The organism is Aminobacter anthyllidis (assembly GCF_018555685.1).
In the GTDB taxonomy this organism is placed as follows: Bacteria; Pseudomonadota; Alphaproteobacteria; order Rhizobiales; family Rhizobiaceae; genus Aminobacter; species Aminobacter anthyllidis.
The window spans coordinates 23,738-50,469 of sequence record NZ_JAFLWW010000002.1; the positions used below are offsets into that span (position 1 = coordinate 23,738).

Consider the following 26,732-nt stretch of genomic DNA (forward strand, 5'->3'; position numbering starts at 1 on the left):
CCCTGAGAGGTTGTCTTCGCAATCGGTTCCGACGTCGCGGACTGGAACGCAAACGGGGCGCAGAAGCGCCCCGTTCATATCCAGCCAAAGCAGTCGAGGAGTCTTAAGCCGCGGCCTCAACATGGGTGACGCGGCGGACTTCCTCGTCGTTGAGCAGGCCGCCAGCGCGCAGCAGCGAGGCAAAACGCCCGTTGCGGGCCGAAAGCTCGCTGAAGCCGCCCATTTCGACGACATGGCCGTGATCCATGAACACCACGAGGTCGGCGTCGCGCACGGTGCTCAGGCGGTGGGCGATGATGAAGGTCGTGCGACCATCGCGCAGCATGTCGATTGCGTCCTTGACCCGGTTCTCGGTCTCGACGTCGAGCGCGCTCGTCGCCTCATCGAGCACCAGGATCGGCGCGCTCTTGAGGATTGCGCGGGCGATGGCGATACGCTGACGCTCGCCGCCGGACAACTGCCCGCCACGCTCGCCGACTTTGGTGTCGTAGCCTTCGCTCTTGCACAGGATGAAGTCCTGCGCGGCCGCGGCAGCTGCTGCGGCGTGCACTTCTTCGTAGCTCGCGCTGGCGCGGCCGACCCGGATGTTGTCCTCGATCGACCGGTTCAGCAGACCGGCGTCCTGGAACACCGTGGCGATCGAATGGCGCAGCGACTTCTTGGTGACGGTGCGCGTATCGATGCCGTCGATGAGGATGCGGCCGTGCTGTGGGGTGTGCACCCGCTGCAACAGGTTGATGAGCGTCGTCTTGCCGGCACCCGTCGGGCCAACGATGGCGATTGTCTGGCCAGCACTTACCTCGAACGAAACGTCGGTGACGCCCTGACCCGAATTCGGGAACTCGAAACTGACATTCTCAAAACGGACATGCCCGGTGACGTTGTCCAGCTCGCGCAGGCCTTCCGGCTCGCGGTTGTCGCCGGCGGCATCCTCGAGGCGATAGAACTCCTCCAGCTTCGAGCGTGCGTCGAAGATCTGGTTGGCGAAATTCGAAACCTGGTCGAGGCGGCTGATCAGCAAGGCAGCAAAGCCGGTGAAGGCAACGATGTCGCCAATGCGCAACTGGCCTTTGCTTACCAGATAAGCGCCGATCAGCAGCACCACCATCATCGAGATCGTCGAGGCGAGCCGGTGCATCGCCGAAGCCAAAGCCCACCAGTCGAGGACGGGGTTCTGCGTGGTGATCAGCGCCTTCACATAACCGCGCAGCGCTTCAGTCTCCTGGCCGACGCGGTTGTAGCTTTGCAGCACAGCGACGTTGCTGACCGAATCCGAGACGTGGGAAAAGACGTTATGGTAGTGGCGCTCGACTGAAGCCTGACCTTCCTTGGTCTTGCGCATGACAAGCCGGCCGATCGCCAGATAGAGTGCGCCCAGCCCGATCAGCACCAGCGACATGCGTGCGTCGAGCGAAAACGCCGTCGGGATCAGCAGCAGCAGCGCCACGGCTGTCGACAAATGGGTGCGCATGAATTCGAGCCAGAGGCTGAACAGTGCCTCTACCGCACGCAGGAGCGTGTGCAGCGAATGCGACGTGCCGCGCTGCTGGTGCCAGGCCAGCGGCATGGTGATCACGCGTTCGAAGGACTGGCACAGCACTTCGCCGCGCCGCGCATGAGCGACGCGATCGGCGCCGCGCGCCACCAGCACGAAGGCCACGATGTTGAACGCGCCGAAGCTCGCCCACAACGCCATTGTCGGAACGACTTCCGTCTTGCCGGCGATGGCATCGATGATACGTCCAAACAGGATCGGCTCAGCAATAGTGACAATCGCCAACACGACGTTGGCCGCGCAAATCAGCCCCACTTTCTTGCCGTCGGCGGCAAGATAGCGAAGGGCTCTCCAATAAACTTCAAGCAACGACACTTTGGTACCCCTTGAGTCCCGTTCGTCCCTTTATGGTGCAGTGCACAATAGCCGACAAATAGCGACCTCAGTTCCGCAAGACAATGCGCAGATAGCCGTTCAGCTCAAAAAAATCGAACAACACATGGCTACGACCGGTAATCTGCTGTGATCCGATAAGGAATTGAGAACTAACGAAAAAAGGCATCGTTGCGGCAAAATGATGACAAAGATGTCCGGCCAATTGACGCAGGGGCATTCCGGCTAAGCCGGAATGCGGATCACAACCTCTACCTCGCCGCTGTCGCGCATGGCAAAGGACGCGTCCTTGCCCTTCACGCCATCGACTTCTGCTTTCGCAGCTTTAGCGGCTTTGTCCCTGATCACCCGCAACCTATAGACAGCGCCGCCCAAACGAAGCGTCGCCGAATAGCCCTCCCAGTGCCTGGGAATAGCCGGCGAAACGACCAGTCGGTCGCCGCGCTGGCTGATGCCGAGGATGCTTTCGACCGCCGCGCGATAGAGCCAGCCAGCCGAACCTGTGTACCACGTCCAGCCGCCACGCCCCGCCTTGGACGCGTCGGCATAGACATCGGCGGCCACGACATAGGGCTCGACCCGATAGGTCTCGGCAGACGCCTCGTCGAGCGCATGGTTGACCGGATTCAGCATGGAGAAGCAGCGGTAGGCCTCATCGACCTGCCCCATTTCCGCCAACGCGATGACAAACCACGTTGCCGCATGGGTGTACTGCCCGCCATTTTCACGCACGCCGGGCGGATAGGCCTTGATGTAGCCGGGTTCCTTGTCGGTTGCGGAGAATGGCGGCGTGAACAGCTTGATGAGTTTCAGCTCGTCGTCGACCAGCATCTTGGTCGCTTGCGCCATGGCCGTGCGCGAGCGTGCCGGATCGCCCTCGCCCGAGATCACGCTCCACGATTGCGCGATCGAGTCGATCTTGCATTCGTCCGAGTTGCGCGAGCCGAGCGGCGTGCCATCGTCAAAGCTGCCACGGCGGTACCACTCGCCGTCCCATGCAGCATTCTCCAAAGCCCGCTTGAGCGCTGTGGCATGCTTATCCCAGGCGTTGGCGCGCTTTGAATCGCCCTCGGCCTTGGCCAGCGGGGCAAATTCGCCAAGTGTTCTCAGCAGGAACCAGCCGAGCCAGACACTATCGCCCCGGCCCTCTTCACCGACACGGTTCATGCCGTCGTTCCAGTCGCCGCCAAGGATCAGCGGCAGACCGTTCTTGGCAGTACGCTTGATGGCGAGGTCGAGCGCACGGGCGCAGTGTTCGTAGAGTGACGCCTTCTTCTTGGAAAGCTCCGGCGTAAAGAACGCGTCGTGCTCGCCAGGGTTGAGCTGCTGCCCTTCGATGAAGGGCAGTTGTTCATTGAGGATCGCAGCATCACCGGTCACAGTAACGTAGCGTGCGGTCGCGCTCGCCAGCCAGACGACATCGTCGGAGATCATCGTGCGCACGCCAGCACCGGTGCGCGGCAGCCACCAATGCTGGACGTCGCCTTCAGCAAACTGGCGGCCGGCGGCATTCAGGATCTGCTCACGAGCGAGGCTTGCGTCATGCATCAGCAGCGCCAGCGTGTCCTGCAACTGGTCGCGGAAGCCGAAGGCGCCGCTCGCCTGGTAGAAAGCCGAACGCGCGCGGATGCGGCAGGCAAGGCTCTGGTACGGCAGCCAATTGTTGACCATCGCGTCGAGCGCCTTGTCGGGCGTATCGACCTCGATCGTGCCCAGGAACGAACGCCAGTCGCGCTCGTTCTCAGTCAGTCGCTGGTCGAAATCGACCTTGAGATGACGGCCTACCAGCGCACTTGCTTCCTCGTCCGATCCGGCATCGCCGAGCAGCCAGAGCAAGGAAATCGAACCGCCGGCAGGCACCTCGACATCCCTCGATATCGCGGCGCACGGATCGACACCCGCTTCGACGCGTCCAGTCAACTCAGCACCGATCGTCACGGCGCGTGGCGACTCGACGTTGCCGCCATTGCCGATGAACTCATGGCGATCCGATGTCACCGAGTTGGCCTTGCCATCCATGGCCATAAAGGCGACGCGCTCGCCGAAATCGAGGCCGTAGGTATTGCGGGCGAAAATCGCGCCCGTCGCGGCATCGAGCGAAGAGACGATGTTGGGGGCCGTCTTGGCCCGGCTGTTGCCGAGCACCCACTCGGCATAGGCATAGACCCTGAGCTTGGCCGGCACCGCACCGGTGTTTTCGATTCTCAGCCGCGAAACACGAACCGGATCATTCGGATCGACAAGATGCGTCAACTCGGTCGCCAGCGTTCCACGCTTGGAGCGGAAGGTCGAGAAGCCCTGGCCGTGGCGTGCCTCATAGCTTGCGCCCGCTTCACGAGCGACCGCGGCAATCGGCGAGTAGGTCCTGCCGCTGGCGCGATCGAAGATGTAGATCGCCTCGCCAGGACGGTTGGTGACGGGATCGTTCGACCATGGCGTCAGCTGGTAGTCGCGGCTGTTGCGGCTCCAGGTAAAGGCGGCACCTTCCGCGGAGGTGTGGAAGCCAAAGCCTGCGTTGGCGATAACATTGATCCAGGGCTGCGGCGTTGAACGGGTGCCGTTGAGGCGCACGACATAGTCGCGGCCTTTGGCATCGAAGCCTCCGAAACCGTTCCAGTACGAAAGACCTTCGCCGACGCTCTTGCGAGCGTTACGCGAAGGCGACGTTTGCAGCGCGGAGGTTTCCGGCCGGTCGGTGGCCTGAGCCGCGGCCAGCGCGTCGCGCGCCTGAAGCGCAGCCGCCTCGGCACGTTCGATCTGGTCGAAGATCGTGCCGTTGCGAGTATGCAGGCAAACACGGGCGACAGCGAGTAGCGTACGGTAGGACGCTTCGTCCATCAGGTCGCGGCGGACGGCGAAGATGTGCTGGCGCGGCCCGAGTTCCTTGCCGCGCAGGCGGCTGTTCTCGCACAGCGCTTCAATTGCCTGCTGCAGGTCCTGGACATAGGACGATGCCTGCTCGTTGACGATGACGAGATCGGCGACGAGGCCGCGAGCGCGCATGTATTCCTGGAAACGCAGGGCCTGGGCGACGATCTCAATGTCGGACACGTCGCCAATCCTGATCGCCAGGATCGGGAAATCGCCCGAGATCGCCATTGGCCACAGCGCCGACTGCCGGCCGAGGCCGGAGGCGATGGCGTCCGCGGACAGGCGCAGGAACGGATCGGGATAGATCAGGAAGCGTGCCAGCTTCTGGACGTTTGCGGCATCGGCAAGGTTGAGGCCGAGATGACGCGTCTGCACCTGCGAACGGGTCCACGACAGCATGGCCTGGCGCGGGAAGCCCTCGGGATGGTCGAGCTTGGCAACCGTTTCCTCGACCTCTTCGCGCGAAGACCCGACGATCGTCCAATAGGTCAGCGTGACCTTCTTGTTGGCCGGCACGCGAACGCGGCGACGCAGCGACGCGACAGGATCAAGTGTGAAGCCGGCACTGCCCGAAAGCTTCGCACCTGGATCGAACGCCGCCGGATCGGCGATGGTACGACCACGGCCGATAAAGGCGCGGCGGTCGGTCTCGGCCTCGGTGTCGCGCACGAACCCCGACTGATCGGTGACAAAATGTGCCGCCACGACAGAAGGCTCGTTGGCGGCACGGGTACGCCGCGTCGCCAAGATGGCGCTGCCATTGTGGGTGATCTCGGTCTCGACGAACATCTTGGAGAACGCCGGATGGGCGTTGTCATTGGCCTCGGGTGCAAGCACCAGCTCGGCGAATGAGGTCACCTCGATGTGGCGGTCGACGGCCGCGTCGTTCCAGATGGTGACCTTGCGCGCTTCGCCGTTCCCTTCAGACACGACGATGCACTCGACCTCGCTGCGCAGCGTACCAACCGTCTTGATGAAGCTCGCCTTGTCGTCGCAGAACAACGTCTGGGTCTGCTCGCCGGTGGCGCGCTTGGGTTCCGATGTAGCCGACCACCAGTCGCCCGTCTCGATGTCGCGCAGGAACAGGTAGGTGCCGAGCCGATCTTCGGTCGGATCCGGCTGCCAGCGCGTGATCGCCATGTCGTTCCAGCGGCTATAGCCAGAGCCCGTTGCTGTCACCATCACCGAATAGCGGCCATTCGACATAAGGTTGGTCGAACGCAATGCGCGCATCGGATTGAGCACGAGACGCGTGTCGGCGCTGTGATCGGCGGTCTCGTCCTTGGTGTGCTCGGCAACTTCAGTGCGGACCGTAGCGACCGGAATGTCGCGCGGCGCCTTTTCCTGAAGCAGCAGTTCGGCCGCCTCGATCACGGGATCGCTGTGGAAGCGGTCGCGCATGCGGCCTTCGAAGATCGCATTGGCGATCGCCACGATCGACATGCCCTGGTGATGGGCCATGTAGTTGTAGACGACTGCGTGGTCAGTACCTTCAGGCACGCGCTGCGGCGTGTAGTCGACAGCGTCGTAATAACCGTAACGGCCAAGGGCGCCGAGCTTGCGCAACCGCCTGAGGTTCGCAGTTGCCTCGCTTGGCAGAAACTGCGCCGCCAGCACCGTCGCGTAGGGCGCGATGACGGTGTTCTGGCCAAGGCCACGCTTGAGGCCAAGGCCTGGAACGCCGAAATTGGTGTACTGGTAAGTCAGTTCCCGATCACGGCCGTTATAGGCTGCTTCCGAGATACCCCACGGAATGCCCTTCGACCGGCCGTACTGGATCTGCCGATGAACGATAAGCTTGTTGGTCTGGTTGAGGATGCCGCCCTGCGGCTCCTTCATGACCAGCGGCGGCATCAGGTACTCGAACATCGAGCCCGACCACGACATCAGCGCGCCCTGGAAGCCGATCTCGACGATCGGACGGCCAAGCCGGAACCAATGCTCGGTCGAGATGTCGCCCTTGGCGATACCGAACAGGCTGGTCAGCCGTGCCTCGGAGGCAAGCAGGTCGTAGCAGCTTTCGTCGAGTTGATGCTCCTCGACCCGGTAGCCGATGGACAGAAGCTTGCGTTCGTTGCGCATCAGGAACGAGAAATTCATCTCGAAGGCGAACTTGCGGGTGCGCTCGCGCAGTTCCATCAGTTTGGTGCGCAACGCCGCCACTGCCTGGTCGTCGCTATGCGCATCATGCACATGCGCCTCGCAGGTGACTTCGAGCGTCCTGGCCCAGTCGGCAAGGACGTCACTCTTGGTCGAGGCCGCCTCGGTATGGATTGCGCCTGCAAGCTTGCGGATTTCACCCGACAGCACGGCGAGATTGATGGTGCGGATCGACGCCATTTCCGGCTGCGACTTGATGGTTTCCACGGCCCGCCGCATGCCGTCGATGCGATCGATGAGCCGCTGGCGCAGCGGCCTCAGTTGCCGGCGATCGTCAGGCAGGTCGGCAACGCTCTCTTCGATGATCGAAACGATGTCGAGAATGCCTTCGAAGTCACCCTGGAGATGCACCGACGGTGCTTCCGCCCATTCGGAGCAGGCGGCGGCGACCGCCACGAGATGACCGGCGAGATTGCCGCTGTCGACGCTCGAGACATAGAGCGGATAAAGCGGCCTGAGGGTGGTGGTGTCGTACCAGTTGTAGAGGTGCCCCCTGTAGCGCTCCATCTTTTCGATCGTCGAGACGGTGGCGTCGATGCGGGCAACCGCGTCGGCAAGGCTGATCCAGCCGAAGTCGCGAGCCGAGACAACCGACAGCAAATACACGCCTATGTTGGTCGGCGAGGTGCGCGTGGCAATGACGCCGGTTGGGTTTTCCTGGAAATTGTCCGGCGGCAGGTGGTTCTGCTCCGGCGTCACGAACGTCTCGAAATAATGCCAGGTGCGGCGCGCCACCGTGCGCAGCGTGTGGACATCCCAAGGTGCGACATGCAGCCGGTCTTCTGTTTCAGCCGAGCGGCTGATCAGCCAGGCAAAAGCCGGCGAGCCTGCCCAGAAAATGGCAAAGGCGAAGGCGACGAACGCGCCGGTCGAATCCGTCATGACCGGCAAGATCAGGCCGACAGCCGCGATGATCACCGCGCCATACATCATGCGGTAATAGGCAGCGAGGTCGTTTCCGCCCGACTTTTGGGCCTGCGAGGCCGTGCGCCACTCCAGCAGGTTCTCGCGGCTGACGAAAAGCCGATAGATCGTACGGATGATCGCATCGCCCATCATCCAGGCCAGATGCGCCATCAACACGACCTTGAGCGCCACCATCGCCGTCCCGAAGGCCAGGTCTCGCCCCAGCGCGCTGAAATGGCCGCGAGGCGTCGCTTCGCGATTCTTGGGCAGGATGGCGTCGATGATGTCGAATGTCGGCGCCATGAACAGGCTGAGGATCAGCAGTGCCTGCCATTGGGCGGCCTGTGTGAACGGCAGCAGCGTCCAGCCGGCGATCGCCGCCATGACCCAGAAGATCGGCGTCAGCGAGCGGCGGAGATTGTCGACCATCTTCCAGCGCGAAAGTGCCGGTACGCCCGATTTCGGGTCGAAGATGAAGCCCAGCAGCTGCCAGTCGCCACGAGCCCAGCGATGCTGGCGCGAGGCATCGACCGAGTAGCGGGTCGGATAATCCTCGACGACCTCGACATCGGTGACCAGCGCCGAGCGGGCCAGCGCGCCTTCGAGAAGATCGTGGGAAAGGATGGTGTTCTCGGCGATGCGTCCCTTGAGCGCCGCTTCCATAGCATCGACATGGTACAGGCCCTTGCCGGTGAAGGTGCCTTCGCCGAAGACGTCCTGATAGAGGTCGGACACGGCAAAGACGTAAGGATCAAGGCCGCGGTGGGCCGAAAACACACGCTGGAAGAACGAGGCTTCGTCGCCTGTCGTCAGCGAAGGCGTCACCCGCGGCTGCAGGATGGCGTAACCTGACGTCACCAGACGCTTGTCGGCGTCGAATTCCGGCCGGTTGAGCGGGTGGCACATCTTGCCGACAAGCTTGGTGACCACGCCACGCGTCATGCGTGTGTCGGCGTCAAGTGTCATGACGTGAACGATGTTATCAGGCAACGGCGTATCGGTCGGCAGGAAAGTGGTGTCGCCGTCGCCGCGCAACAGCATGTTCAACTCATGCAGCTTGCCGCGCTTGCGCTCCCAGCCCATCCAGCAGCCCTGCGCCGGATTGTATAGGCGACGGCGATGCAGCAGGTAAAAGAGCGGCGCGCCCTTGCTCGGATAACGCTGGTTGAGCCTGGCGATCTCACGGCGGGCATAGTCGTAGATCTCACGGTCGCCGACGGAAATCTCGGCCTGGCTGTCGGGCCAATCCGAGAGCACGGCGAAATGGATTTCGCCCGACATGTTGGCGAGGTGATGAATCTCGATGTTGCGGATGTTTTCCTCGACATCGTCGCGCGAGCCGATAAGCGATGGCACCACGACCAATGTCCGGGCTTCCGCTGGAACACCGTCCTTGAATTCGTAACCGATCAGGCGGGTCGGCTCGAGGAACTTCAGCACGATGGTGTTGAAGAAGGCGAGCGCGCCTTCGCTGGCCGGAACCGAAAACAGGACCAGCATCACCACGACTGCCGCTGTCGGCAGGCCGAGTGCCGCCAATGCGTTGCCCGCCAGGAAAAGCAAAAGCACAGTCAGAGCAAAGACCGGGAGCGCGATACCGAGCCAGTTGGTCTTGCGGAAAGCCCGGTTGGCGATACGTCCGATAGTCGGGCGATAGCCGATCGCCCGCTCCAGTTCCTGCCGGCGTGGGCCGACGAGGAAGAAGCCAACGTCGGAGCTTTCATTCTGCGGACCAGTATGATCCTCGGCTGAAGAAGGTGTTTCAGTGAGCGCGAAGTCGGTTGCCTGTTCGGCAACCTGGAATTCCGACAGCTTGGAGTGACGGGCCAATTCCTCGATCGCGGCGCGATACTGGTCACGAGAGGCGAAATCGAGCGCGGCAAAATTGGTGCGTTCGCGCAAAAGCGTGTCGACGCGGCTGACATCCTCGAACCAGACCGTCCAGTCCTCGTCGTTGATCAGGCGCAGGCCGCGGATGATATTGCCGGTGGTGACGTTGCCGCTCGACAGCGTGTGGTGCTCGCCGATGATGATCTCTTCAGCGTCGCTGCCCGACTTCTCGAGCTCGTTTTCCAGCCAGATCAAAGCCTTGCCGGCATTCTGCGAGCCATCGCGCAAGCGATAGAGCAGTTGGGTCGCAAAGGTCGTATCGCGGGCATGGGCGGCATAGGCCCTGAGCAGGGCAAGGCCGTCGTCCTGTTCCTGCACGCTTTGCAAGCGATCGGCGACGTCATTGGCGATTGCCCGCATTTCGCGCGCGCGGTTCACCCGAACGGCGATGCGGCGCAGGTTTTCGACCAGAACGAAACGCAGGAGCGACGGCAGTGCCCACAACTCGCCGATGTGCAGCGGCTCGACCGACTGGTAGCCCTCGACGATCGCCTTGAACATCTGCGCCGAAACGGTGCTGTCGGAATGTGCGACATAGATCCAGGCGATGGCGAGCGCCCGCGGCACCGGTTGGCCGTCGCCGAGATCGATCGTCGGCAACTCGCGGTAGAAGCGGCGCGGCAGGTCGCGCTTGACCTGATAGATGGTCTCTTCGACCAGATAGTTGTTGTCGAGCAGCCATTGCGCGGCGGGCGTGATCGGCTCGCCCCTGCCCTGCGCGGCGTTGGTGTCACGATAGACCTGCAGGATCTTCTTGGCGCTCTCGCGAATGCGGGCGTGGAAGTCAAATGCCTCAAGACCGAAAAAGGAGCGCAGTTCCTTGCGAGCCAGGCTTTCGCCCGTCGCGCGCAGCCGGTCCTCGTGCAGCACGGTCGCCCTGATCGGCTGTTCGGCCACAGCTGGGAAGCTCGGCACTACGTCTTTTATCCGGCGCGGGTCGGTCTGAACATTCATCTACAGCATTCCGTTCGACAGAAAATCCGCAGCGCCTGCCGGCGTCGCGGACCTGCCATATAATCGTTTCAAACAAGAATTGGTTGCATGCAACCAACAGGTCTTTTGATCGCTCTTGCACCGCGGTTGAGTGAAAATGTGGCGTCATCGCCGCCAATTTCCCCACGCGCCTCATAGCAGTGCCGAGCGAAGAGCGGAACGCAAGGATTGGGGCTTTTTCGTGTTCGCATGCTGAATTTTCGCCATATTTCAGACGGCCGGCGGCAACCATCCTGGCGCCGGCGTTTCTGCTTTCGAATCTCGGTCCCTACAGCGGCCAAACAGGCTTCGAATTGCTCATCCACCTCGCGGCAACACCGTGTAGACCCTGACCACGAATGCATGGAACTCGGCCATGTAGTTCTTGAGGAATTCGGCGGTGCTCTCGTTGGTTACCTCGCCGTCGTCGGTGATGAGCCCGGGCTTGAACTGGATGTAGGCTTCGGGTGCATTCATCTGCGGCGAGTTACAAAAACTCAGCACGCTGCGCAGGCTTTGCTGCGCCACCGCCGTACCGATCGCGCCCGGCGATGTACCGATGACGGCAGAAGGCTTTCGGGTGAAAGAATTGGTGCCGTAAGGCCGGCTCGCCCAGTCGATCGCATTCTTCAGGCCGCCGGGAATCGAGCGATTGTATTCGGGCGTTACGAACAGAATGGCATCGACGCTGGCAAGCGCCTTCTTGAAGGCACGCGCAGGCGGCGGAAAGTCGGCGTCGTAGTCGTAGCTATAGAGGGGCAGGTCGCGAAATGAGATCTCTTCCATCTCAAGATGTTTGGGCGCGAGCCCGACCAGCGCCTTGGCGAGCTTGCGGTTGATCGAACCGGCGGCAAGGCTGCCGACAAAATAGCCGACCTTGTAGGTGTCCATGGCACATCCTCCACTTCGCCGGCCGACAACGATCGCCGGCCTGACCTACCCATCCCCCTTGGGATAGTTTGCCAGTTCCGGCCGGATGTCACGACGATTTTGGAGATTGTTCGGCTATCGGCCGCGAATAGAGACCAGCAACAGCGAAACTGGTTCGTTCGGCTCAATTTTCAGCATGGCCGGGCCGTCTCCGGAATGCAGTGTATCGAACACCGCGACCAGTTCGCCGCTCACGCGCGCCGTACCCGACACGAAGAAGACCATGCTGATGCCCTCGCCCAGAGCAATCTCGGTCGACTCTGACAATTCCAGCCGCTGGACCGAATGGCTAAGGCTGCTTCGCCGGGTCATGACGTTGAAGTCGAGAACCGGCCCGTCGATGAGTGTTGCCCCGGTACTGACATCGCCGGGGAAAGCGTAAGGCGGAGATGTTGGAGAAAGTTCAACCGGCTCAGCATCGCCGGCGGCAAGTCGCATGGTGCCAGCCAGAACCGTCAGCGTCCGATCGATGCCAGGAAAGACCGAAAACGGCCCGCCAGCGGCAACCTGCGCCATCGAGATGCGCCAGTCGAAGTCGTCGAGCCCGGCCGCAGGCGGCCAGGCCATGATTTCAGTCGTCACGCCGCCGCCATTCTTCCAGGGCATGGGGCGGCAGTCGGCGTGACGAATGATGCGCATGATCAGCCCAGGATTGTTAGCCCAAGATTCCGGGCAAGTTGAGGCCATTCTCCTTGGCACAGTCGACGGCGATGTCGTAGCCGGCGTCGGCATGGCGCATGACGCCCGTCGCGGGATCATTCCACAACACGCGTTCCAGACGACGCGCCGCATCTTCGGTGCCGTCGGCGCAGATGACAACGCCCGAATGCTGCGAGAAGCCCATGCCGACGCCACCGCCATGATGCAACGACACCCAGGTGGCACCTGAGGCGGTATTGAGCAGCGCATTCAGCAGCGGCCAGTCGGAAACGGCGTCCGAGCCGTCCTTCATCGCTTCCGTCTCGCGATTGGGCGAAGCCACCGAGCCTGAGTCGAGGTGATCGCGGCCGATGACGACAGGCGCCTTGAGTTCGCCCTTGGCGACCATTTCGTTGAAGGCAAGACCCAGGCGATGGCGATCGCCAAGGCCAACCCAGCAGATGCGTGCCGGCAGGCCCTGGAAATGGATGCGCTTGGCCGCCATGTCGAGCCAGTTGTGCAGGTGCTTGTTGCCCGGCGTCAGCTCCTTCACCTTGGCGTCGGTCTTGTAGATGTCCTCCGGATCGCCCGAAAGCGCCGCCCAACGGAACGGGCCGATGCCGCGGCAGAACAGCGGACGGATGTAGGCAGGGACGAACCCGGGGAAGTCGAAGGCATTTTCGACGCCCTCTTCCAATGCCATTTGCCGGATATTGTTGCCGTAATCGACCGTCGGCACGCCCATCTTGTGGAACTCCAGCATGGCGCGAACCTGGACAGCCATCGAGGCGCGGGCGGCCTTTTCGACAGCCTTGGGATCACGTTCGCGCTTTTCTTCCCACTGGGCCACGGTCCAGCCTTGCGGCAGGTAGCCGTTGACGGGATCGTGCGCCGAGGTCTGGTCGGTGACGGCATCGGGGCGAACGCCACGCTTCACCAGTTCGGGATAGATGTCAGCGGCATTGCCGAGCAGGGCGACCGAAATCGCCTTTTTCTCCTTGCCGGCCTTGGCGATGATGGCCAGCGCGTCGTCGAGATCCTTGGCCTGCACGTCGACATAGCCGGTCTTGAGACGCATCTCGATGCGGCTCGCCTGGCACTCGATGGCGAGGCACGAAGCCCCGGCCATTGTCGCGGCCAGCGGCTGCGCGCCGCCCATGCCGCCGAGACCGGCGGTCAGGAACCAGCGGCCGGACAGGTCGCCGCCATAATGCTGCCGGCCCATCTCGACGAAGGTTTCGTAGGTGCCCTGAACGATGCCCTGGCTGCCGATATAGATCCATGAGCCAGCGGTCATCTGGCCGTACATCATCAAGCCCTTCTTATCGAGCTCGTTGAAGTGATCCCAGTTTGCCCAGTGCGGCACCAGGTTGGAGTTGGCAAGCAGCACGCGCGGCGCGTCCTTGTGCGTGCGGAAAACACCGACCGGCTTGCCCGACTGGATCAGCAGGGTCTCGTCCGCTTCGAGCTTCCTCAAGGCGCCGACGATACGATCGTAGCTCTCCCAGTCGCGGGCGGCCCGGCCGATGCCGCCATAAACGACCAGTTCGCTCGGCTTTTCGGCGACCATCGGGTCAAGATTGTTCATCAGCATGCGCAGCGGTGCTTCGGTGAGCCAGCTCTTGGCGGTCAGTTCGGTGCCGGTGGCCGCGCGGATGATGCGGTCATTGTCGATGCGGGTATGTTGGGTCATGCGAAAACCTCCCTTGGAGTGGGTGTCAGCTGCCCGCCCAGGCGAGCGCGGTTTTGAGGATGTCTGTCAGCGTCGCCCGGATCGGGGCGGCAAAATCAGCGTCGTAGCGAACCGGCCAGTTCGACGGTTCGCCCTTGCCTTCGGGCTCAAGCAGGTAGCCGCGATTGGCGATCTCCATCTGCAGCCCATGGATGCCCTGTGCAGGATTGGCATGATGGCGGGTGATCCAGCCCCCCTTGAAACGGCCGTTGACCACCCATGGACGGCCGGTGGCCGCGATGATCGTCGCCACCTTGTCCTGCAACACCGGATCGGTGCTCTTGCCGTCATTGGTGCCGAGATTGAAGACCGGCAGCCGGCCTTCAAACAGGCGCGGCAGCACCGAGCGGATCGAGTGGCAGTCATAGATCACGATCTTCGGATGCAACGCCTTGAGGCGTGCGATCTCGCTTTCCAGAACCGCGTGGTAAGGCTCGAAATAGACCGCGCGCCGCCTGGAAATCTCGTCGGCGTCCGGCTCCTGCCCTGCCTTGTAGAGCGGATCGCCGTCGAAGGTGATCGTCGGACAAAGCTCCGTCGTGTTCTGCCCGGGATAGAGCGAAACACCCGAGGGATCACGGTTGACGTCAATGATCGAGCGCGAAACCGTGGTGCGCACGATGGTCGCGCCCAGATCGGCAGCGAAGGCGTAGAGCTGGTCGATCCACCAGTCGGTGTCGCGCCGCGCCAGCCAGGGCGAGACAAAACGGTCGTCGAGGCCGACAAGATCGGTTCCGGTGTGCGGCAAGCTCACCAGCAAAGGAGCAGTGCCGCGGCTGACGGTAAGCCAGGGCGTATCGCTCATGCCTGGGCTCCCGAGATCTGCGGCAAGCCAACATTGGCAGCCGCCTTGACGACCGCCCCGGTGCGAACCAGCGCAATCGCCTTTTCCATATCGGGATGGAAATGGCGGTCGTCGTCGAGGTGCGGAACCTGCGCACGGACGAGCTTGCGCACAGCCTCAAGTGCTGTGCTCGAAGCCAGCGGCGCATGGAAATCGCAGCCCTGCGCTGCCGCGAGCAGTTCGATGCCGATCACGCCATTGGCATTCTCGATCATGCCAAGCAGCCGGCGCGCGCCATGAGCGGCCATCGAGACATGATCTTCCTGGTTGGCCGAAGTGGGGATGGAGTCGACGCTGGCCGGATAGGCTTTCTGCTTGTTTTCGGAAACCAGTGCCGCAGCCGTCACCTGAGGGATCATGAAACCGGAGTTGAGACCCGGCTTCGGCGTGAGGAACGCAGGCATGCCGGACAGCGCAGGGTCGACCAGCATGGCGATGCGGCGCTCGGAGAGCGAGCCGATCTCGCAGACGGCCAACGCGATCATGTCGGCGGCGAAGGCCACCGGTTCGGCGTGGAAATTGCCGCCGGACAGCGCGGTGTCGTCCTCGGTGAAGATCAGCGGGTTGTCGGTGACGCCATTGGCCTCCGTGCCGAGTGTGTCCGCAGCCTGGCGCAACAAGGTGAGTGCGGCACCCATCACCTGCGGCTGGCAGCGCAGGCAATAAGGGTCCTGCACACGCTCGTCGCCGACCCGGTGGCTTTCGCGAATGGCGCTGCCCGCCATCAAATTGCGCAGCGTGTCGGCGGTCTCGATCTGGCCGCGATGCTTGCGCAGGACATGGATGCGGGGGTCGAACGGCGCATCCGAGCCCTTGGCCGCATCCGTCGACAGCGCGCCGGTCACCAGCGCCGACTGATAGAGGTTTTCCGCCTCGAACAATGCGGCAAGCGCATAAGCTGTCGAGAACTGGGTGCCGTTGAGCAGCGCCAGGCCTTCCTTGGCACCAAGCGTGATCGGCTCGAGGCCGTGGGTGACGAAGGCGACCTTGGCCGGCACGATGCCGTGCGGTGTATGGCAGTCGCCGACCCCGATCATCGTTGCCGTCATATGCGACAGCGGCGCCAGGTCGCCCGAGGCCCCGACAGAGCCCTGTGCCGGCACCACCGGGATGACGTCCCTGGCGAGCATCGCCTGCAAAAGGTCAATGGTTTCCGGGCGCACGCCCGACGCGCCCTGCGCGAGGCTCGCGAGCTTCAGCGCCATCATCAAGCGCGCCACAGCCACCGGCATCGGCTCGCCGACGCCTGCGGCATGCGACAACACGATGTTGCGCTGCAGGGTCTCGAGATCGGACGCCGGAATGCGGACGCTCGCGAGCTTACCGAAGCCGGTATTGATGCCGTAGACCGGCTCGCCCTTGGCGACGATCCGCGCCACCGTCTCGGCGCTGGCCTTGATCTTGGGACGGCAGGCCGGATCGAGTTCGGGTACGGCGCCGCGATAGATGGCGCGCCAGTCGGCAAGGGTGGCACTGCCGGGATTCAATACAAGCGTGGTCATTTCCCTCTCCAGATACGGGCATGGAGCGGGTTGAACCCCATGCGATAGACAAGTTCGGCCGGGCTCTCGATGTCCCAGATGGCAAGATCGGCCCATTTACCGGCTTCAAGCGTGCCAGTTTCGGGCAGCAGCCCAAGTGCGTGTGCAGCCTCGCGGGTTGTGCCGGCGATGCATTCCTCGACCGTCATGGCAAACAGCGTTGCCGCCATGTTCATGGTCAGAAGCAGCGAGGTCAGCGGCGAGGTGCCGGGATTGTTGTCGGTGGCAACAGCCATTTTCACGCCATGACGGCGGAACAGCTCGACCGGCGGCTTCTTGGTCTCCCGGATGAAATAGAAGGCGCCGGGCAGGATGACGGCGACGGTGGCCGCCTTCGCCATTGCAGCGGCGCCCGCTTCGTCGGTGTATTCGAGATGGTCGGCCGACAGCGCGCCATAGCTTGCTGCAAGCGCTGCACCGCCGAGATTGGACAACTGGTCGGCATGAAGCTTGACCGGCAAGCCCTTGGCGCGGGCGGCGTCGAAGACACGCGTCATCTGCGCGGTCGAAAAGGCAATGCCTTCGCAGAAGCCGTCGACAGCGTCGGCGAGGCCTTCGGCGGCGATCCTATCGAGCATCGGGCCGGCGACGCGATCGATATAGTCGTCCTTGTCGCCATTGGCTTCCGGGGGCAGCGCGTGCGCTCCGAGGAAAGTGGTGCGGACAGTCACCTGCCGCAGCTCGGCCAGTTGCCTGGCGGCGCGCAGCGACTTGGCTTCGTTGTCGAGGTCGAGGCCATAGCCCGACTTGACCTCGACCGTCGTCACGCCTTCGGCGATCAGCGCATCGAGGCGTGGCAAGGTCTGGGCCACCAGATCGGCCTGGCTCGCCGCGCGCAGCGCCTTGACCGAAGAGACGATGCCGCCCCCTGCCCGCGCCACCTCTTCGTAAGTCGCGCCCGCCAGCCGCATCTCAAACTCGTTGGCACGGTTGCCGGCATGGACCAGATGGGTGTGGCAGTCGATCAGTCCGGGGGTAATCCAGCGCCCCTGGCAGTCGATCACCTCGGCGCCGTCGCGCAGAGCCTGGGGCATTTCGGACTCAGGGCCGGCGAAAACGATGCGGCCGTCACGGGCAGCAATCGCGCCGTTTTCAACAACGCCAAGGCCGGCCGCGCCTTCAGCCAGCGTCGCCAGCCGCGCATTGCGCCAGATTCTTGCCGATGTCGCCGATTGCTCGCCAGCCATCATCTTTTTCGTTTCCTCCAACTGTGATTATGTATATACATATCAGAAAGACGATGCAAGTGCTATCGTGCACATGAAAGGTGAGGAGATTCTGGTGGCGACGATCTTTGCGGAACACGCGCTTCTGGCCGAAGGCTGGCAACGGGACGTGCGATTGACACTGGCCGGCGGCCGCATCGACACTGTGGAAACAGGCGCAGCTGCACAACCGGGCGACGAGCGCCACGCGATTGTCCTGCCCGGCATGCCCAATCTGCACAGCCATGCCTTCCAGCGCGGCATGGCTGGCCTCGCCGAAATCCGCGGGCCTTCGTCCGACAGTTTCTGGTCCTGGCGCGAGGTGATGTATCGCTTCGCGCTCAATATGACGCCCGAACAGGTCGAGGCGGTCGCCGCACAGCTTTATGTCGAAATGCTGGAAGCGGGCTTTTCCCGCGTCGGCGAATTCCACTATCTCCACCATGACCGCGACGGCAGCCCCTATGCCAACATCGCCGAGATGGCCGAGCGCATCGCATCCGCTTCGGTCGAGACCGGCATCGGGCTTACATTGCTACCCGTATTCTACGCGCATTCGGGTTTTGGCGGCGCGCGCGCCAATGAAGGCCAACGTCGTTTCATCAACGATACGAATCGCTTCGCCCAGCTTTTTGAGAAGTGCGGCGAAGCACTGAAGGGCGTGGACGGCGCGGTGCTTGGCCTGGCGCCGCACAGCCTGCGCGCCGCAACGCCTGACGAACTGGCGACTGTCACCGCCATGACCAGCGGGCCGATCCACATCCACATCGCCGAGCAGGTCAAGGAGGTCGAGGACTGCGTCGCCTGGTCAGGTGCTCGACCCGTCGAATGGCTGTTGCGCCATGCCGATGTCGACAAACGCTGGTGCTTGATCCACGCCACGCACATGACCGAGGCCGAGACGATCGCCATGGCCAGGTCAGGCGCAGTCGCCGGCTTGTGCCCGATCACCGAGGCCAATCTCGGCGACGGCGTCTTTTCGGCGCCGCTGTTCGTCGAGCATGGCGGCAAATATGGCGTCGGCTCGGATTCGAATGTCGAGATCGGTGTCGGTGGCGAGTTGCGGATGCTCGAGTATTCGCAGCGCCTCGCCCATCGCGCCCGCAACGTGCTCGCGACGTCAGGCCAATCGACCGGCCGCGCATTGTTCGATGCAGCGCTCAACGGCGGCGCCCAGGCGCTTGGCACAGGTCCGGCAGGACTGGCAGCGGGTTCGCCGGCGGATTTCGTCTCGCTCGACCCCAACCGCCCGACGCTCACCGGCAAATCAGAAGACGCCATTCTCGATGCCTGGATCTTTGCCGGGGGCGGCAAAGTGGACTGCGTTTGGGCGAATGGCCGCAAAGTCGTGGCCGACGGCGCACATTTCCGTCGCGACGCTATTGCGGCAAGGTTTCGTAATGTGATGATGGAGCTGACTGCGGCGTAACAGGAGCGATTGGTGCCCGATTCGATGGCGGAGATGGTTGAAGAGCCGGTTGGCGGCGATGCATCGACATCGCTCTACCAACGCATCCTCAACGACATTCGCGACCGGATCGTCTCAGGCGAGTGGGAACCCGGTTACCGCATCCCGTTCGAGCATGAGCTGACCGCCGAATATGGCTGCTCGCGCATGACCGTGAACAAGGCCCTGTCGCAGCTCGCCAAATCCGGGCTGATCGAGCGCCGCCGCCGGTCCGGCAGCTTCGTGCGCCGGCCGCAATCCCAGGCAGCTGTGCTCGAAATCCACGACATCCGCATCGAGGTCGAAGCGCTCGGCCTGCCCTATCGCTATGAACTGATGGCACAGACCAAGCGGCGCGCCACAACGGTCGACCGCGAAAGGCTCGGACCTGGCCCTTCGGTTGCAGGCCAGGTCCTGGCTCTGCAATGCCTGCATTATGCCGGGGTGCGGCCGTTCTGCGTCGAGGACCGGCTGATAAGTCTCGCCGCCGTGCCTGAAGCGGCCGACCAGGAGTTCCTGAAATCAGCGCCCGGACCGTGGCTGATCGGACAGGTGCCATGGAGTGCCGCCGAACATGTCATTCGTGCCGCGGCGGCAGACGGCGAAACGGCAGCGGACCTTGGGCTCGCGAGCGGTGCGCCCTGCCTGATCATCGAAAGGCGGACGTGGAGCGCCGAGCGCCCTGTCACCCATGTGCGCTTCACCTATCCGGCAAACGCCCACGCCGTGGTGGCGCGTTTCACGCCGTCCGACAGCTAGGTCCAAAAAGGAAAACGCCGCGCATCCCGAGGACGCGCGGCGTTCTTTTAGGCTTCAAGCCGAAAACCGTCGCTTATGCAGCGGCCGTGACGATGATCTCGACCTTGTACTCAGGACCAGCCAGCTTGGCTTCGCCGGTGGCGCGCGCAGGCGTGTTGCCCTGGGGCACCCAGCCGTCCCAGACCGAGTTCATCTCGGCGAAGGTCGACATGTCGTCGAGCCAGATGATCGCCTGCAGGATCTTGGTCTTGTCGGTGCCGGCCTTGGCCAGCAGCGCGTCGATCTCAGCCAGGATGGCCTTGGTCTGCGCGGCAACGCTCTCGCCGGGGGCGCCAACCTGGCCAGCCAGGTAAACGGTGTTGTTGTGGATGACGATCTGGCTCATGCGGGGGCCGACATCGATACGACGAACGCTCATGGGGTGGTCTCCTTCCGTTAGGGGTGGCGCCTTCTTAGATTTTGCCACCCCCTCGGCGCAAGGCCGCAGTGGTCGAATTACGTGGGCCAGCCGCATTGCTCATCGGGTTTGCCGCGCAAATCCACCGGATAGTGCCGTTGGCGTCGTTGACTAATGTAATAACATCACATATCCAATGACGACTTCGCCGCCGCAGAGCATGACAAGCCGATGACCGACGCCTGCCTGACATTCAAGGATCTGACGCTTGGCTACAACAGCCATCCGGCGGTGCATCACCTAAACGGCTCGATCAGGTCCGGTTCGCTGACGGCAGTCGTTGGCGCCAACGGCTCGGGCAAGTCCACCCTGATGAAGGGCATCGTCGGCGTGTTGAAGCCGATGGCCGGGATTTGCACGGTCACATCGGGCAAGCGCGTCGCCTATCTGCCGCAGCAGTCGGAGCTCGATCGCAGCTTTCCCGCCCGCGTCGTCGATCTGGTTTCGCTCGGTCTATGGCCCCGGCGCGGCCTGCTCGGTCGCTACACCAGGGAAGACCGCGACTCCGTCTCGAAGGCGCTGATGGCCGTTGGTCTCGAAGGCTTCGAAAAGCGCGCCATCGACACGCTGTCCGGCGGCCAGCTGCAGCGTGCCCTGTTTGCCCGGGTGCTGGTGCAGGATGCCGACCTGATCCTGCTCGATGAGCCGTTCAACGCGGTCGACGCCAAGACTGTCGGCGACCTGATCAAGCTGATCCAGCGCTGGCACGGCGAAAACCGCACGGTGATGGTCGTTGCCCATGACCTCGAGCTGGTACGCGCGCACTTTCCCAACACGCTGCTGCTGGCCCGCCAACCGGTTGCCTGGGGCGAAACGCAAGAGGTCCTGCGGCCGGAAAACCTCCTCAAGGCCCGGCGCTTTGACGAAGCCTGGCATGACGATGCGCCCTGGTGCGAGCCGGACGACGGCCACGGGCATGCGCATTCCCATGCCCATGCGCATGGGCATGACGAGCGTCACCATCATGATCACGGCGAAGTCCATGATCATCCCGACCATGAATCCGGTCCCCGGGCAGCGTGACCTTCGCCATGTATGATTTCCTGATCGCCCCCTTCGTCGAATTCGGCTTCATGCAGCGCGCGCTTGCCGGCTCGCTGATGCTGGCGCTGGGCGCCTGCCCGGTCGGCGTCTTCCTGATGCTTCGGCGCATGAGCCTGACCGGCGACGCCATGGCGCATGCCATCCTTCCGGGTGCTGCCGCCGGATTCCTGCTCTACGGCCTGCAGATCGTACCGATGACCATTGGCGGCTTGATCGCTGGCGTCATCGTGGCGCTCGGCGCGGGTGCCGTTTCACGCTTCACCGTGCAGCGCGAAGACGCCTCGATGGCTGCCTTTTACCTGATCTCGCTGGCGCTCGGCGTGCTGATCGTGTCACTGCGCGGCTCGAGCGTCGACCTGATGCATGTGCTGTTCGGCACCGTGCTGGCGCTCAACGACGACGCCCTGACGCTGATCGCGCTGATCTCGGGCGTCACGCTGCTGACGCTCGCCATCTTCTGGCGCGCGCTGGTCGCCGAATGCCTCGACCCGCTGTTCCTGCGCTCGGTCAGCCGTCTGGGCACGCCGGCCCACTTCATCTTCCTCGGCCTCGTCGTGCTCAACCTGGTCGGCGGCTTCCAGGCGCTCGGCACGCTTCTTTCGGTCGGCCTGATGATGCTGCCGGCAGCAGCGGCACGTTTCTGGACCTCGCGCGTCGAACCGATGTGCGTGCTTGCCTTCGGCTTCGGCGCGATATCCTGCGTCAGCGGGTTGCTGGTGTCGTACCACGCATCCCTGCCCTCCGGCCCAGCGATCATCCTTTCGGCAGGCGCGATCTATCTCGCGTCCATTCTTTTCGGCACGCGCGGCGTCTTCAACACCAGGCTTCGCCGCCACCGCCACCGCACCGCCTGATCCGCTTCAAGATGGAGAGACATATGCTCAGGACAATTGGGTTCGCCTCGCTGATGAGTGTTATAACATTAACTTCCTTAACCGCGACTTCGGTCTCGGCTGAACCGTTGAAAGTCGTGGCCAGCTTCTCGATCATCGGCGATTTTGCCCAAAATGTCGGCGGTGACCGTATCGAACTGACCACTTTGGTCGGCCCCGACGGCGATGCCCATGTCTACGAGCCCTCGCCCGCAGACGCGGTAAAGATGTCGAAGGCCGACGTCGTCCTGGTCAACGGCCTGCAGTTCGAAGGCTTCCTGCAGCGCCTCGTCGAGGCGAGCGCCACCAAGGCATCGGTCGTCGAGCTGACCAAGGGCGTCGAGCCGATCAAGATGAAGGACGAGCATGAGCACGCCGCCGAGGCAGGCGGAGATCACCATAACCACGGCGATCTCGACCCGCACGCCTTCCAGTCGATCGCCAATGCCAAGATCTATGTGAAAAACATCGCCGATGCCTTCTGCGCGGCAGATGCCGCCGGCTGCGATGCCTACAAGGCCAACGCCGATACCTACACGGCCAAGCTCGATGCGGTCGAGACCGAGGTCAAGGATGCGGTAGCGTCGATCCCTGAAGCGAAGCGCACGATCATCACCTCGCACGATGCCTTCGGCTATTTCGAAAACGCCTATGGCGTGACATTCCTGGCGCCTGAAGGCATTTCGACTGAGGCCGAAGCGTCGGCTGCCGATGTGGCGGCGCTGATCTCGCAGGTTCGTGACGACAAGGCTTCGGCGATCTTTGTCGAAAACATCACCAATCCGCGCCTTGTCGAACAGATTTCGGCCGAAACCGGCGTGAAGGTCGGTGGCACGCTTTATTCCGACGCGCTGTCAAAGGCCGATGGCCCGGCGGCGACCTACATCGACATGATGAAAGCCAACATCGCCACCATCAAAGGCGCGATCCTCGGCAGCTAGCCAGACGCGGTCGACCGGGGGACTCGGCGCCCCTGCAAGGCCGCACCAGGCCCCATCAACCAGCCTGAGCGAAGGCGGGGCCAAGAACCTCGCCTTTTTTTCTCAAATTCACCTGTTATGTAATAACATTATACGAGGAAGACATGAAACACCTGCTCGCCACCACGTCTGCGCTTGCCGTTCTGCTAGGCATCGCCGCTGCTCCAGCCTTCGCCGGGGAACAAACCGCATGGCGGCTGTTCGTTTCCGATTATGGCGCGCCCATTGTCCACGCGTTGGACATGGAGACAGGCAAGAAGATCGAAACGTTCAACGTCAAGGCACCGACCAGCCTCTACCGCTCGGACAGCGGACGCACAGTCTTTGCCGTGCAAGGCAAGGGCGACACCATCTCGGTATTGTCGAGCGGCATTTCGTTCGGCGACCATGGCGACCACGGCGACATCAAGGTCGAGGCACCCAGGCTGCTCGACGTCAGCTTCGAGGGCAAGAAGCCGTCTCATTTCGTCGACCATGATGGTGACATCGCGCTGTTCTTCGACGGCGAAGGCAAGACGCGGGTCAGCCGCGAGGCCGACATACTGGAAGGCAAGCCGGCCATCCGCGAGGTAGCGACCGCAGCACCGCATCACGGTGTCGCCGTGGCGCTTGGCGAGCAGGTCTTGGTCTCCGAACCCAATTTCGACAAGCCTGACGAACTGCCGGTCGGCATTCGTGTCGTCGATCGTGCCGGCGCGACCGTCGGTGACGTCCATGCCTGCCCCGACCTGCATGGCGAGGCATCGTCAGGCAACCTGGTGGCCATTGCCTGCGCCGAAGGGCTTCTTGTCACCAGCGGGGACGGCAAGATCGAGCTTTTGCCTTATGACAGGGCCTTGCCGGAGGGGAAATCGACGACGCTGGTCGGCGGACGCGGCCTGCAGTATTTCCTTGGCAACTACGGCCCAAGTGCCGTCGTGCTTATCGACCCGAAGTCCGAGGACGCCTTCCGGCTCATCGACCTGCCGACGCGCCGGGTGCATTTCACTGTGGATCCGGTGCGGGCGAAATTCGCCTATGTCTTCACCGAGGACGGTCAGCTTCACCGCATCGACGTGGTCGCGGGCAAGATCGACGCCTCGCTCAAGCTGACCGACCCCTACAGCATGGACGGCCACTGGAGCGATCCGCGCCCGCGCATCGCCGTCGCCGGCAGCCGCATCGTCGTCTCGGACCCGCTCAAGAGCGTGCTGCACGTCGTCGATGCCGAAAGCTTCAAGCAGGGCGACGACATCGCGCTCGAAGGCAAGCCCTTCAACCTCGTGGCCGTCGGCGGCTCCGGCGAAACGCACTGACCAGCCCCGGTCCGGCGGCGTCCGCCGCGGGACCGTTCCACCCACATCGAAGGGAATGACAAATGCCCGTCCCAAACAAGCCGGCGCGACTGCCCGTGACAGTGCTCTCCGGTTTCCTCGGAGCAGGAAAGACGACGCTTCTCAACCACGTCCTCAACAATCGCGACGGCCTTCGCGTCGCCGTCATCGTCAACGACATGAGCGAGATCAATATCGACGCGGCGCTCATTCGCGATGGCGGCGCCAATCTTTCGCGCACCGACGAGCAGCTGGTCGAAATGACCAATGGCTGCATCTGCTGCACCTTGCGCGACGACCTGCTCAAGGAGGTGCGCGCGCTCGCCCAGCAGCAGCGCTTCGACTACCTGCTCATCGAATCGACCGGGATTTCCGAACCCCTGCCCGTGGCATCAACCTTCCAGTTCCGCGACGAGAACGGCGACAGCCTGTCCGACGTCGCCCACCTCGACACGATGGTGACGGTCGTCGACGCCGCCAACCTGCTGAAGGACTATTCATCATCGGACTTCCTGCGCGATCGCGGGGAGCAGGCTGGCGACGGAGATGATCGCGCGCTGGTCGACCTGCTTGTCGAGCAGATCGAATTCGCCGACGTCGTGGTGCTGAACAAGGCAAAAGCGGCCAGCGCCGCCGACCGCGACGGCGCGCGCAAGATCATCCGCGCACTCAATCCCGATGCCGAACTGATCGAAACCGATTTCGGTCATGTCCCGATCGACAAGATCCTCGGCACCGGCCGCTTCGATTTCGACAAGGCCGAACAGCACCCGCTCTGGTTCAAGGAGTTGAACGGTTTTGGCGACCACATCCCCGAGACCGAAGAATATGGCATCCGCTCCTTCGTCTATCGCGAGCGGCGACCGTTCGACCCGGTGAAACTGCACGGCTTCATCCGCCGCGAATGGCCAGGCGTCGTCCGCGCCAAGGGCTTCTTCTGGCTAGCCACGCGGCCCAGCCTCGTTGGCGAGATCAGCCAGGCCGGAGCTCTGGTTCGCACCGGCAAACGCGGTCTATGGTGGTCGGCGGTACCGCGCGGACAGTGGCCTGAATTTCCCGAATGGCACGAGGCGATGAAGCCCTATCTCGATCCCCACTGGGGTGACCGGCGCCAGGAAATCGTCTTCATCGGCTGCGACCCGATGAACGAAGTTCGTATCAGGGCTGAACTCGACAATTGCCTGGTCGACACTTCGACTTTCGCTCCCGAGCAATGGCGTGACCTCGCCGACCCGTTCCCGTCCTGGGATCGCCCAGCGGCCTGACCATGACCAACAGGAGTTGCCCCGTCGCTCCGACAGTGGCAAGACTGGCGCCGACATGCCGCCAGAGCGGCCAACAAACGTGCGAGGACGAAAATGGAATACCGCCAGATCACCGAAGACTACTCGGTTTCCGGCCAGATCACGCCTGATGAGGTTGCCGCCATCAAGGCCGCCGGCTTCAAGAGCGTCATCTGCAACAGGCCCGATGACGAGCAGCCGGGCCAGCCTTCCGCCGACAGCGTCAAGGCCGCCGTCGAAGCCGCCGGCCTCGCCTTCCGCTACATCCCCGTCATCAGCGGCGCCATGACCGGCGACAATGTCGCCGACATGGCCGACGCGCTGGACGAGATGGACGGCCCGGTGTTCGCCTATTGCCGTTCGGGCACGCGCTGCACCAATCTCTACATGGCGATCCAGCAGAGCAAGGGCTGATCGGCCAACCGGCAAGACGCGGCCACCGACACGCGTCTTGCCCTGCTAAATCCCCAGCCGTTCGACCTCTTCGCCCCTGAAGCGCAGGTCGTAGTCGAGGAAGAACTCGTCGAGTTGCGGCGGCGCAACCGATGTGCCCGACAGCATCGCATGCACCTGGCCGCGGTGATGGATCTGGTGGATGAACAGATGCGCCAGCAGGTCGCCGATGCGCTCGGGGATCTGGCCGGCCTCGCCGCGATCCGACAGCACGCGCCTGTCCAGATCGGCTGCACTCAGACCGTCGCAGCAGGCAACCAGCCTACGGTCGAACTCGGCCTGCGCCGTGGCAAGGGCTTCCGCGTCGTCGAACGCGACGAAACGGTCAAACACCTTTCGCCCTTCGCCACCCTCCTCGATCATGTCGAGATAGAACAGGTCGACTTCCAGTATGTGGTTCAGCGTTTCCTTGAGCGAGGGGAAAAAGCTCGTCCGCTTTGCCTCGAATTCGCCTGGCTGCAACGCCAGCAAGCCGCGGTAGATGCGGTCGTTCGACCACAGATTGTTCCGCGCCATGCGGCGAAAATGGCTGGTCAGTTCCATCCT

18 protein-coding genes are annotated in these 26,732 nt (G+C 63.0%); 8 read left to right on the plus strand and 10 right to left on the minus strand.

Features of this window, described 5'->3' with window-relative positions; translation table 11 throughout:
* Positions 1 to 103: 103 nt before the first annotated feature.
* From J1C56_RS05310 to hutI, 8 genes are all read right to left on the minus strand, one after another.
* Positions 104 to 1,870 (minus strand): glucan ABC transporter ATP-binding protein/ permease, encoded by a 1,767-nt coding sequence (locus J1C56_RS05310; RefSeq protein WP_214386761.1) that lies wholly within the window; start codon positions 1,868 to 1,870, stop codon positions 104 to 106.
* A 243-nt stretch (positions 1,871 to 2,113) separates the two neighbouring features.
* Entirely contained in the window at positions 2,114 to 10,669 is an 8,556-nt protein-coding gene (locus J1C56_RS05315; RefSeq protein ID WP_214386763.1) for a glycoside hydrolase family 94 protein, read from the minus strand.
* A 336-nt stretch (positions 10,670 to 11,005) separates the two neighbouring features.
* Positions 11,006 to 11,578, minus strand: a complete 573-nt coding sequence (locus J1C56_RS05320; protein ID WP_214386765.1) for an NADPH-dependent FMN reductase — start codon at positions 11,576 to 11,578, stop codon at positions 11,006 to 11,008.
* A 114-nt stretch (positions 11,579 to 11,692) separates the two neighbouring features.
* Positions 11,693 to 12,256 carry a HutD/Ves family protein gene (locus J1C56_RS05325; RefSeq protein ID WP_214386767.1) on the minus strand — a complete coding sequence of 188 codons (564 nt, stop codon included), beginning with the start codon at positions 12,254 to 12,256 and terminating at the stop codon, positions 11,693 to 11,695.
* Between the two features lie 16 nt (positions 12,257 to 12,272).
* The gene (hutU, locus tag J1C56_RS05330; protein WP_214386769.1) at positions 12,273 to 13,949 is read right to left on the minus strand and encodes a urocanate hydratase; all 1,677 of its coding nucleotides are present in this window, start codon (positions 13,947 to 13,949) and stop codon (positions 12,273 to 12,275) included.
* Between the two features lie 25 nt (positions 13,950 to 13,974).
* Positions 13,975 to 14,793: an N-formylglutamate deformylase gene (gene hutG / locus J1C56_RS05335; RefSeq protein WP_214386771.1), complete on the minus strand. Its 819-nt coding sequence runs from the start codon at positions 14,791 to 14,793 to the stop codon at positions 13,975 to 13,977.
* Positions 14,790 to 16,334, minus strand: coding sequence for a histidine ammonia-lyase (gene hutH, locus J1C56_RS05340; RefSeq protein WP_214386773.1), 1,545 nt, complete (start codon positions 16,332 to 16,334; stop codon positions 14,790 to 14,792). The genes hutG and hutH overlap by 4 nt, the downstream gene beginning before the upstream one ends.
* Positions 16,331 to 17,560 carry an imidazolonepropionase gene (gene hutI, locus J1C56_RS05345; protein ID WP_214388233.1) on the minus strand — a complete coding sequence of 410 codons (1,230 nt, stop codon included), beginning with the start codon at positions 17,558 to 17,560 and terminating at the stop codon, positions 16,331 to 16,333. Before hutI ends, hutH begins: the two co-directional genes overlap by 4 nt.
* A gap of 94 nt (positions 17,561 to 17,654) precedes the next feature.
* Between hutI and J1C56_RS05350 the strand changes: the two genes are divergently transcribed.
* Positions 17,655 to 19,007, plus strand: coding sequence for a formimidoylglutamate deiminase (locus J1C56_RS05350; RefSeq protein WP_214386775.1), 1,353 nt, complete (start codon positions 17,655 to 17,657; stop codon positions 19,005 to 19,007).
* A gap of 33 nt (positions 19,008 to 19,040) precedes the next feature.
* Positions 19,041 to 19,784 carry a histidine utilization repressor gene (gene hutC, locus J1C56_RS05355; RefSeq protein WP_214388235.1) on the plus strand — a complete coding sequence of 248 codons (744 nt, stop codon included), beginning with the start codon at positions 19,041 to 19,043 and terminating at the stop codon, positions 19,782 to 19,784.
* 73 nt (positions 19,785 to 19,857) lie between these two features.
* On the opposite strand, the gene J1C56_RS05360 is transcribed toward hutC, so the two are convergent.
* The gene (locus J1C56_RS05360) at positions 19,858 to 20,202 is read right to left on the minus strand and encodes a RidA family protein (protein ID WP_055979001.1); all 345 of its coding nucleotides are present in this window, start codon (positions 20,200 to 20,202) and stop codon (positions 19,858 to 19,860) included.
* Positions 20,203 to 20,412: 210 nt separating this feature from the next.
* On the opposite strand from J1C56_RS05360, the gene aztA reads away from it, so the two are divergent.
* The 6 genes from aztA to J1C56_RS05390 all read left to right on the plus strand — a co-directional run bounded on the left by aztA (position 20,413) and on the right by J1C56_RS05390 (position 26,147).
* Positions 20,413 to 21,264 carry a zinc ABC transporter ATP-binding protein AztA gene (gene aztA, locus J1C56_RS05365; RefSeq protein WP_214386778.1) on the plus strand — a complete coding sequence of 284 codons (852 nt, stop codon included), beginning with the start codon at positions 20,413 to 20,415 and terminating at the stop codon, positions 21,262 to 21,264.
* 8 nt (positions 21,265 to 21,272) lie between these two features.
* Positions 21,273 to 22,139, plus strand: a complete 867-nt coding sequence (gene aztB, locus J1C56_RS05370) for a zinc ABC transporter permease AztB (protein WP_214386780.1) — start codon at positions 21,273 to 21,275, stop codon at positions 22,137 to 22,139.
* A gap of 23 nt (positions 22,140 to 22,162) precedes the next feature.
* Complete coding sequence (aztC, locus tag J1C56_RS05375; RefSeq protein WP_214386782.1) at positions 22,163 to 23,098, plus strand: zinc ABC transporter substrate-binding protein AztC; 936 nt, start codon at positions 22,163 to 22,165, stop codon at positions 23,096 to 23,098.
* A 143-nt stretch (positions 23,099 to 23,241) separates the two neighbouring features.
* The gene (aztD, locus tag J1C56_RS05380; protein WP_214386784.1) at positions 23,242 to 24,432 is read left to right on the plus strand and encodes a zinc metallochaperone AztD; all 1,191 of its coding nucleotides are present in this window, start codon (positions 23,242 to 23,244) and stop codon (positions 24,430 to 24,432) included.
* A gap of 62 nt (positions 24,433 to 24,494) precedes the next feature.
* Positions 24,495 to 25,715 carry a zinc metallochaperone GTPase ZigA gene (zigA, locus tag J1C56_RS05385; protein WP_214386786.1) on the plus strand — a complete coding sequence of 407 codons (1,221 nt, stop codon included), beginning with the start codon at positions 24,495 to 24,497 and terminating at the stop codon, positions 25,713 to 25,715.
* Between the two features lie 93 nt (positions 25,716 to 25,808).
* On the plus strand, positions 25,809 to 26,147 hold the full coding sequence (locus J1C56_RS05390; protein WP_214386788.1) for a protein tyrosine phosphatase family protein: 339 nt from the start codon (positions 25,809 to 25,811) through the stop codon (positions 26,145 to 26,147).
* Positions 26,148 to 26,192: 45 nt separating this feature from the next.
* Here J1C56_RS05390 and J1C56_RS05395 read toward each other — a convergent pair whose 3' ends face one another.
* Positions 26,193 to 26,729 (minus strand): DinB family protein, encoded by a 537-nt coding sequence (locus J1C56_RS05395; protein ID WP_214386790.1) that lies wholly within the window; start codon positions 26,727 to 26,729, stop codon positions 26,193 to 26,195.
* Positions 26,730 to 26,732: the final 3 nt, after the last annotated feature.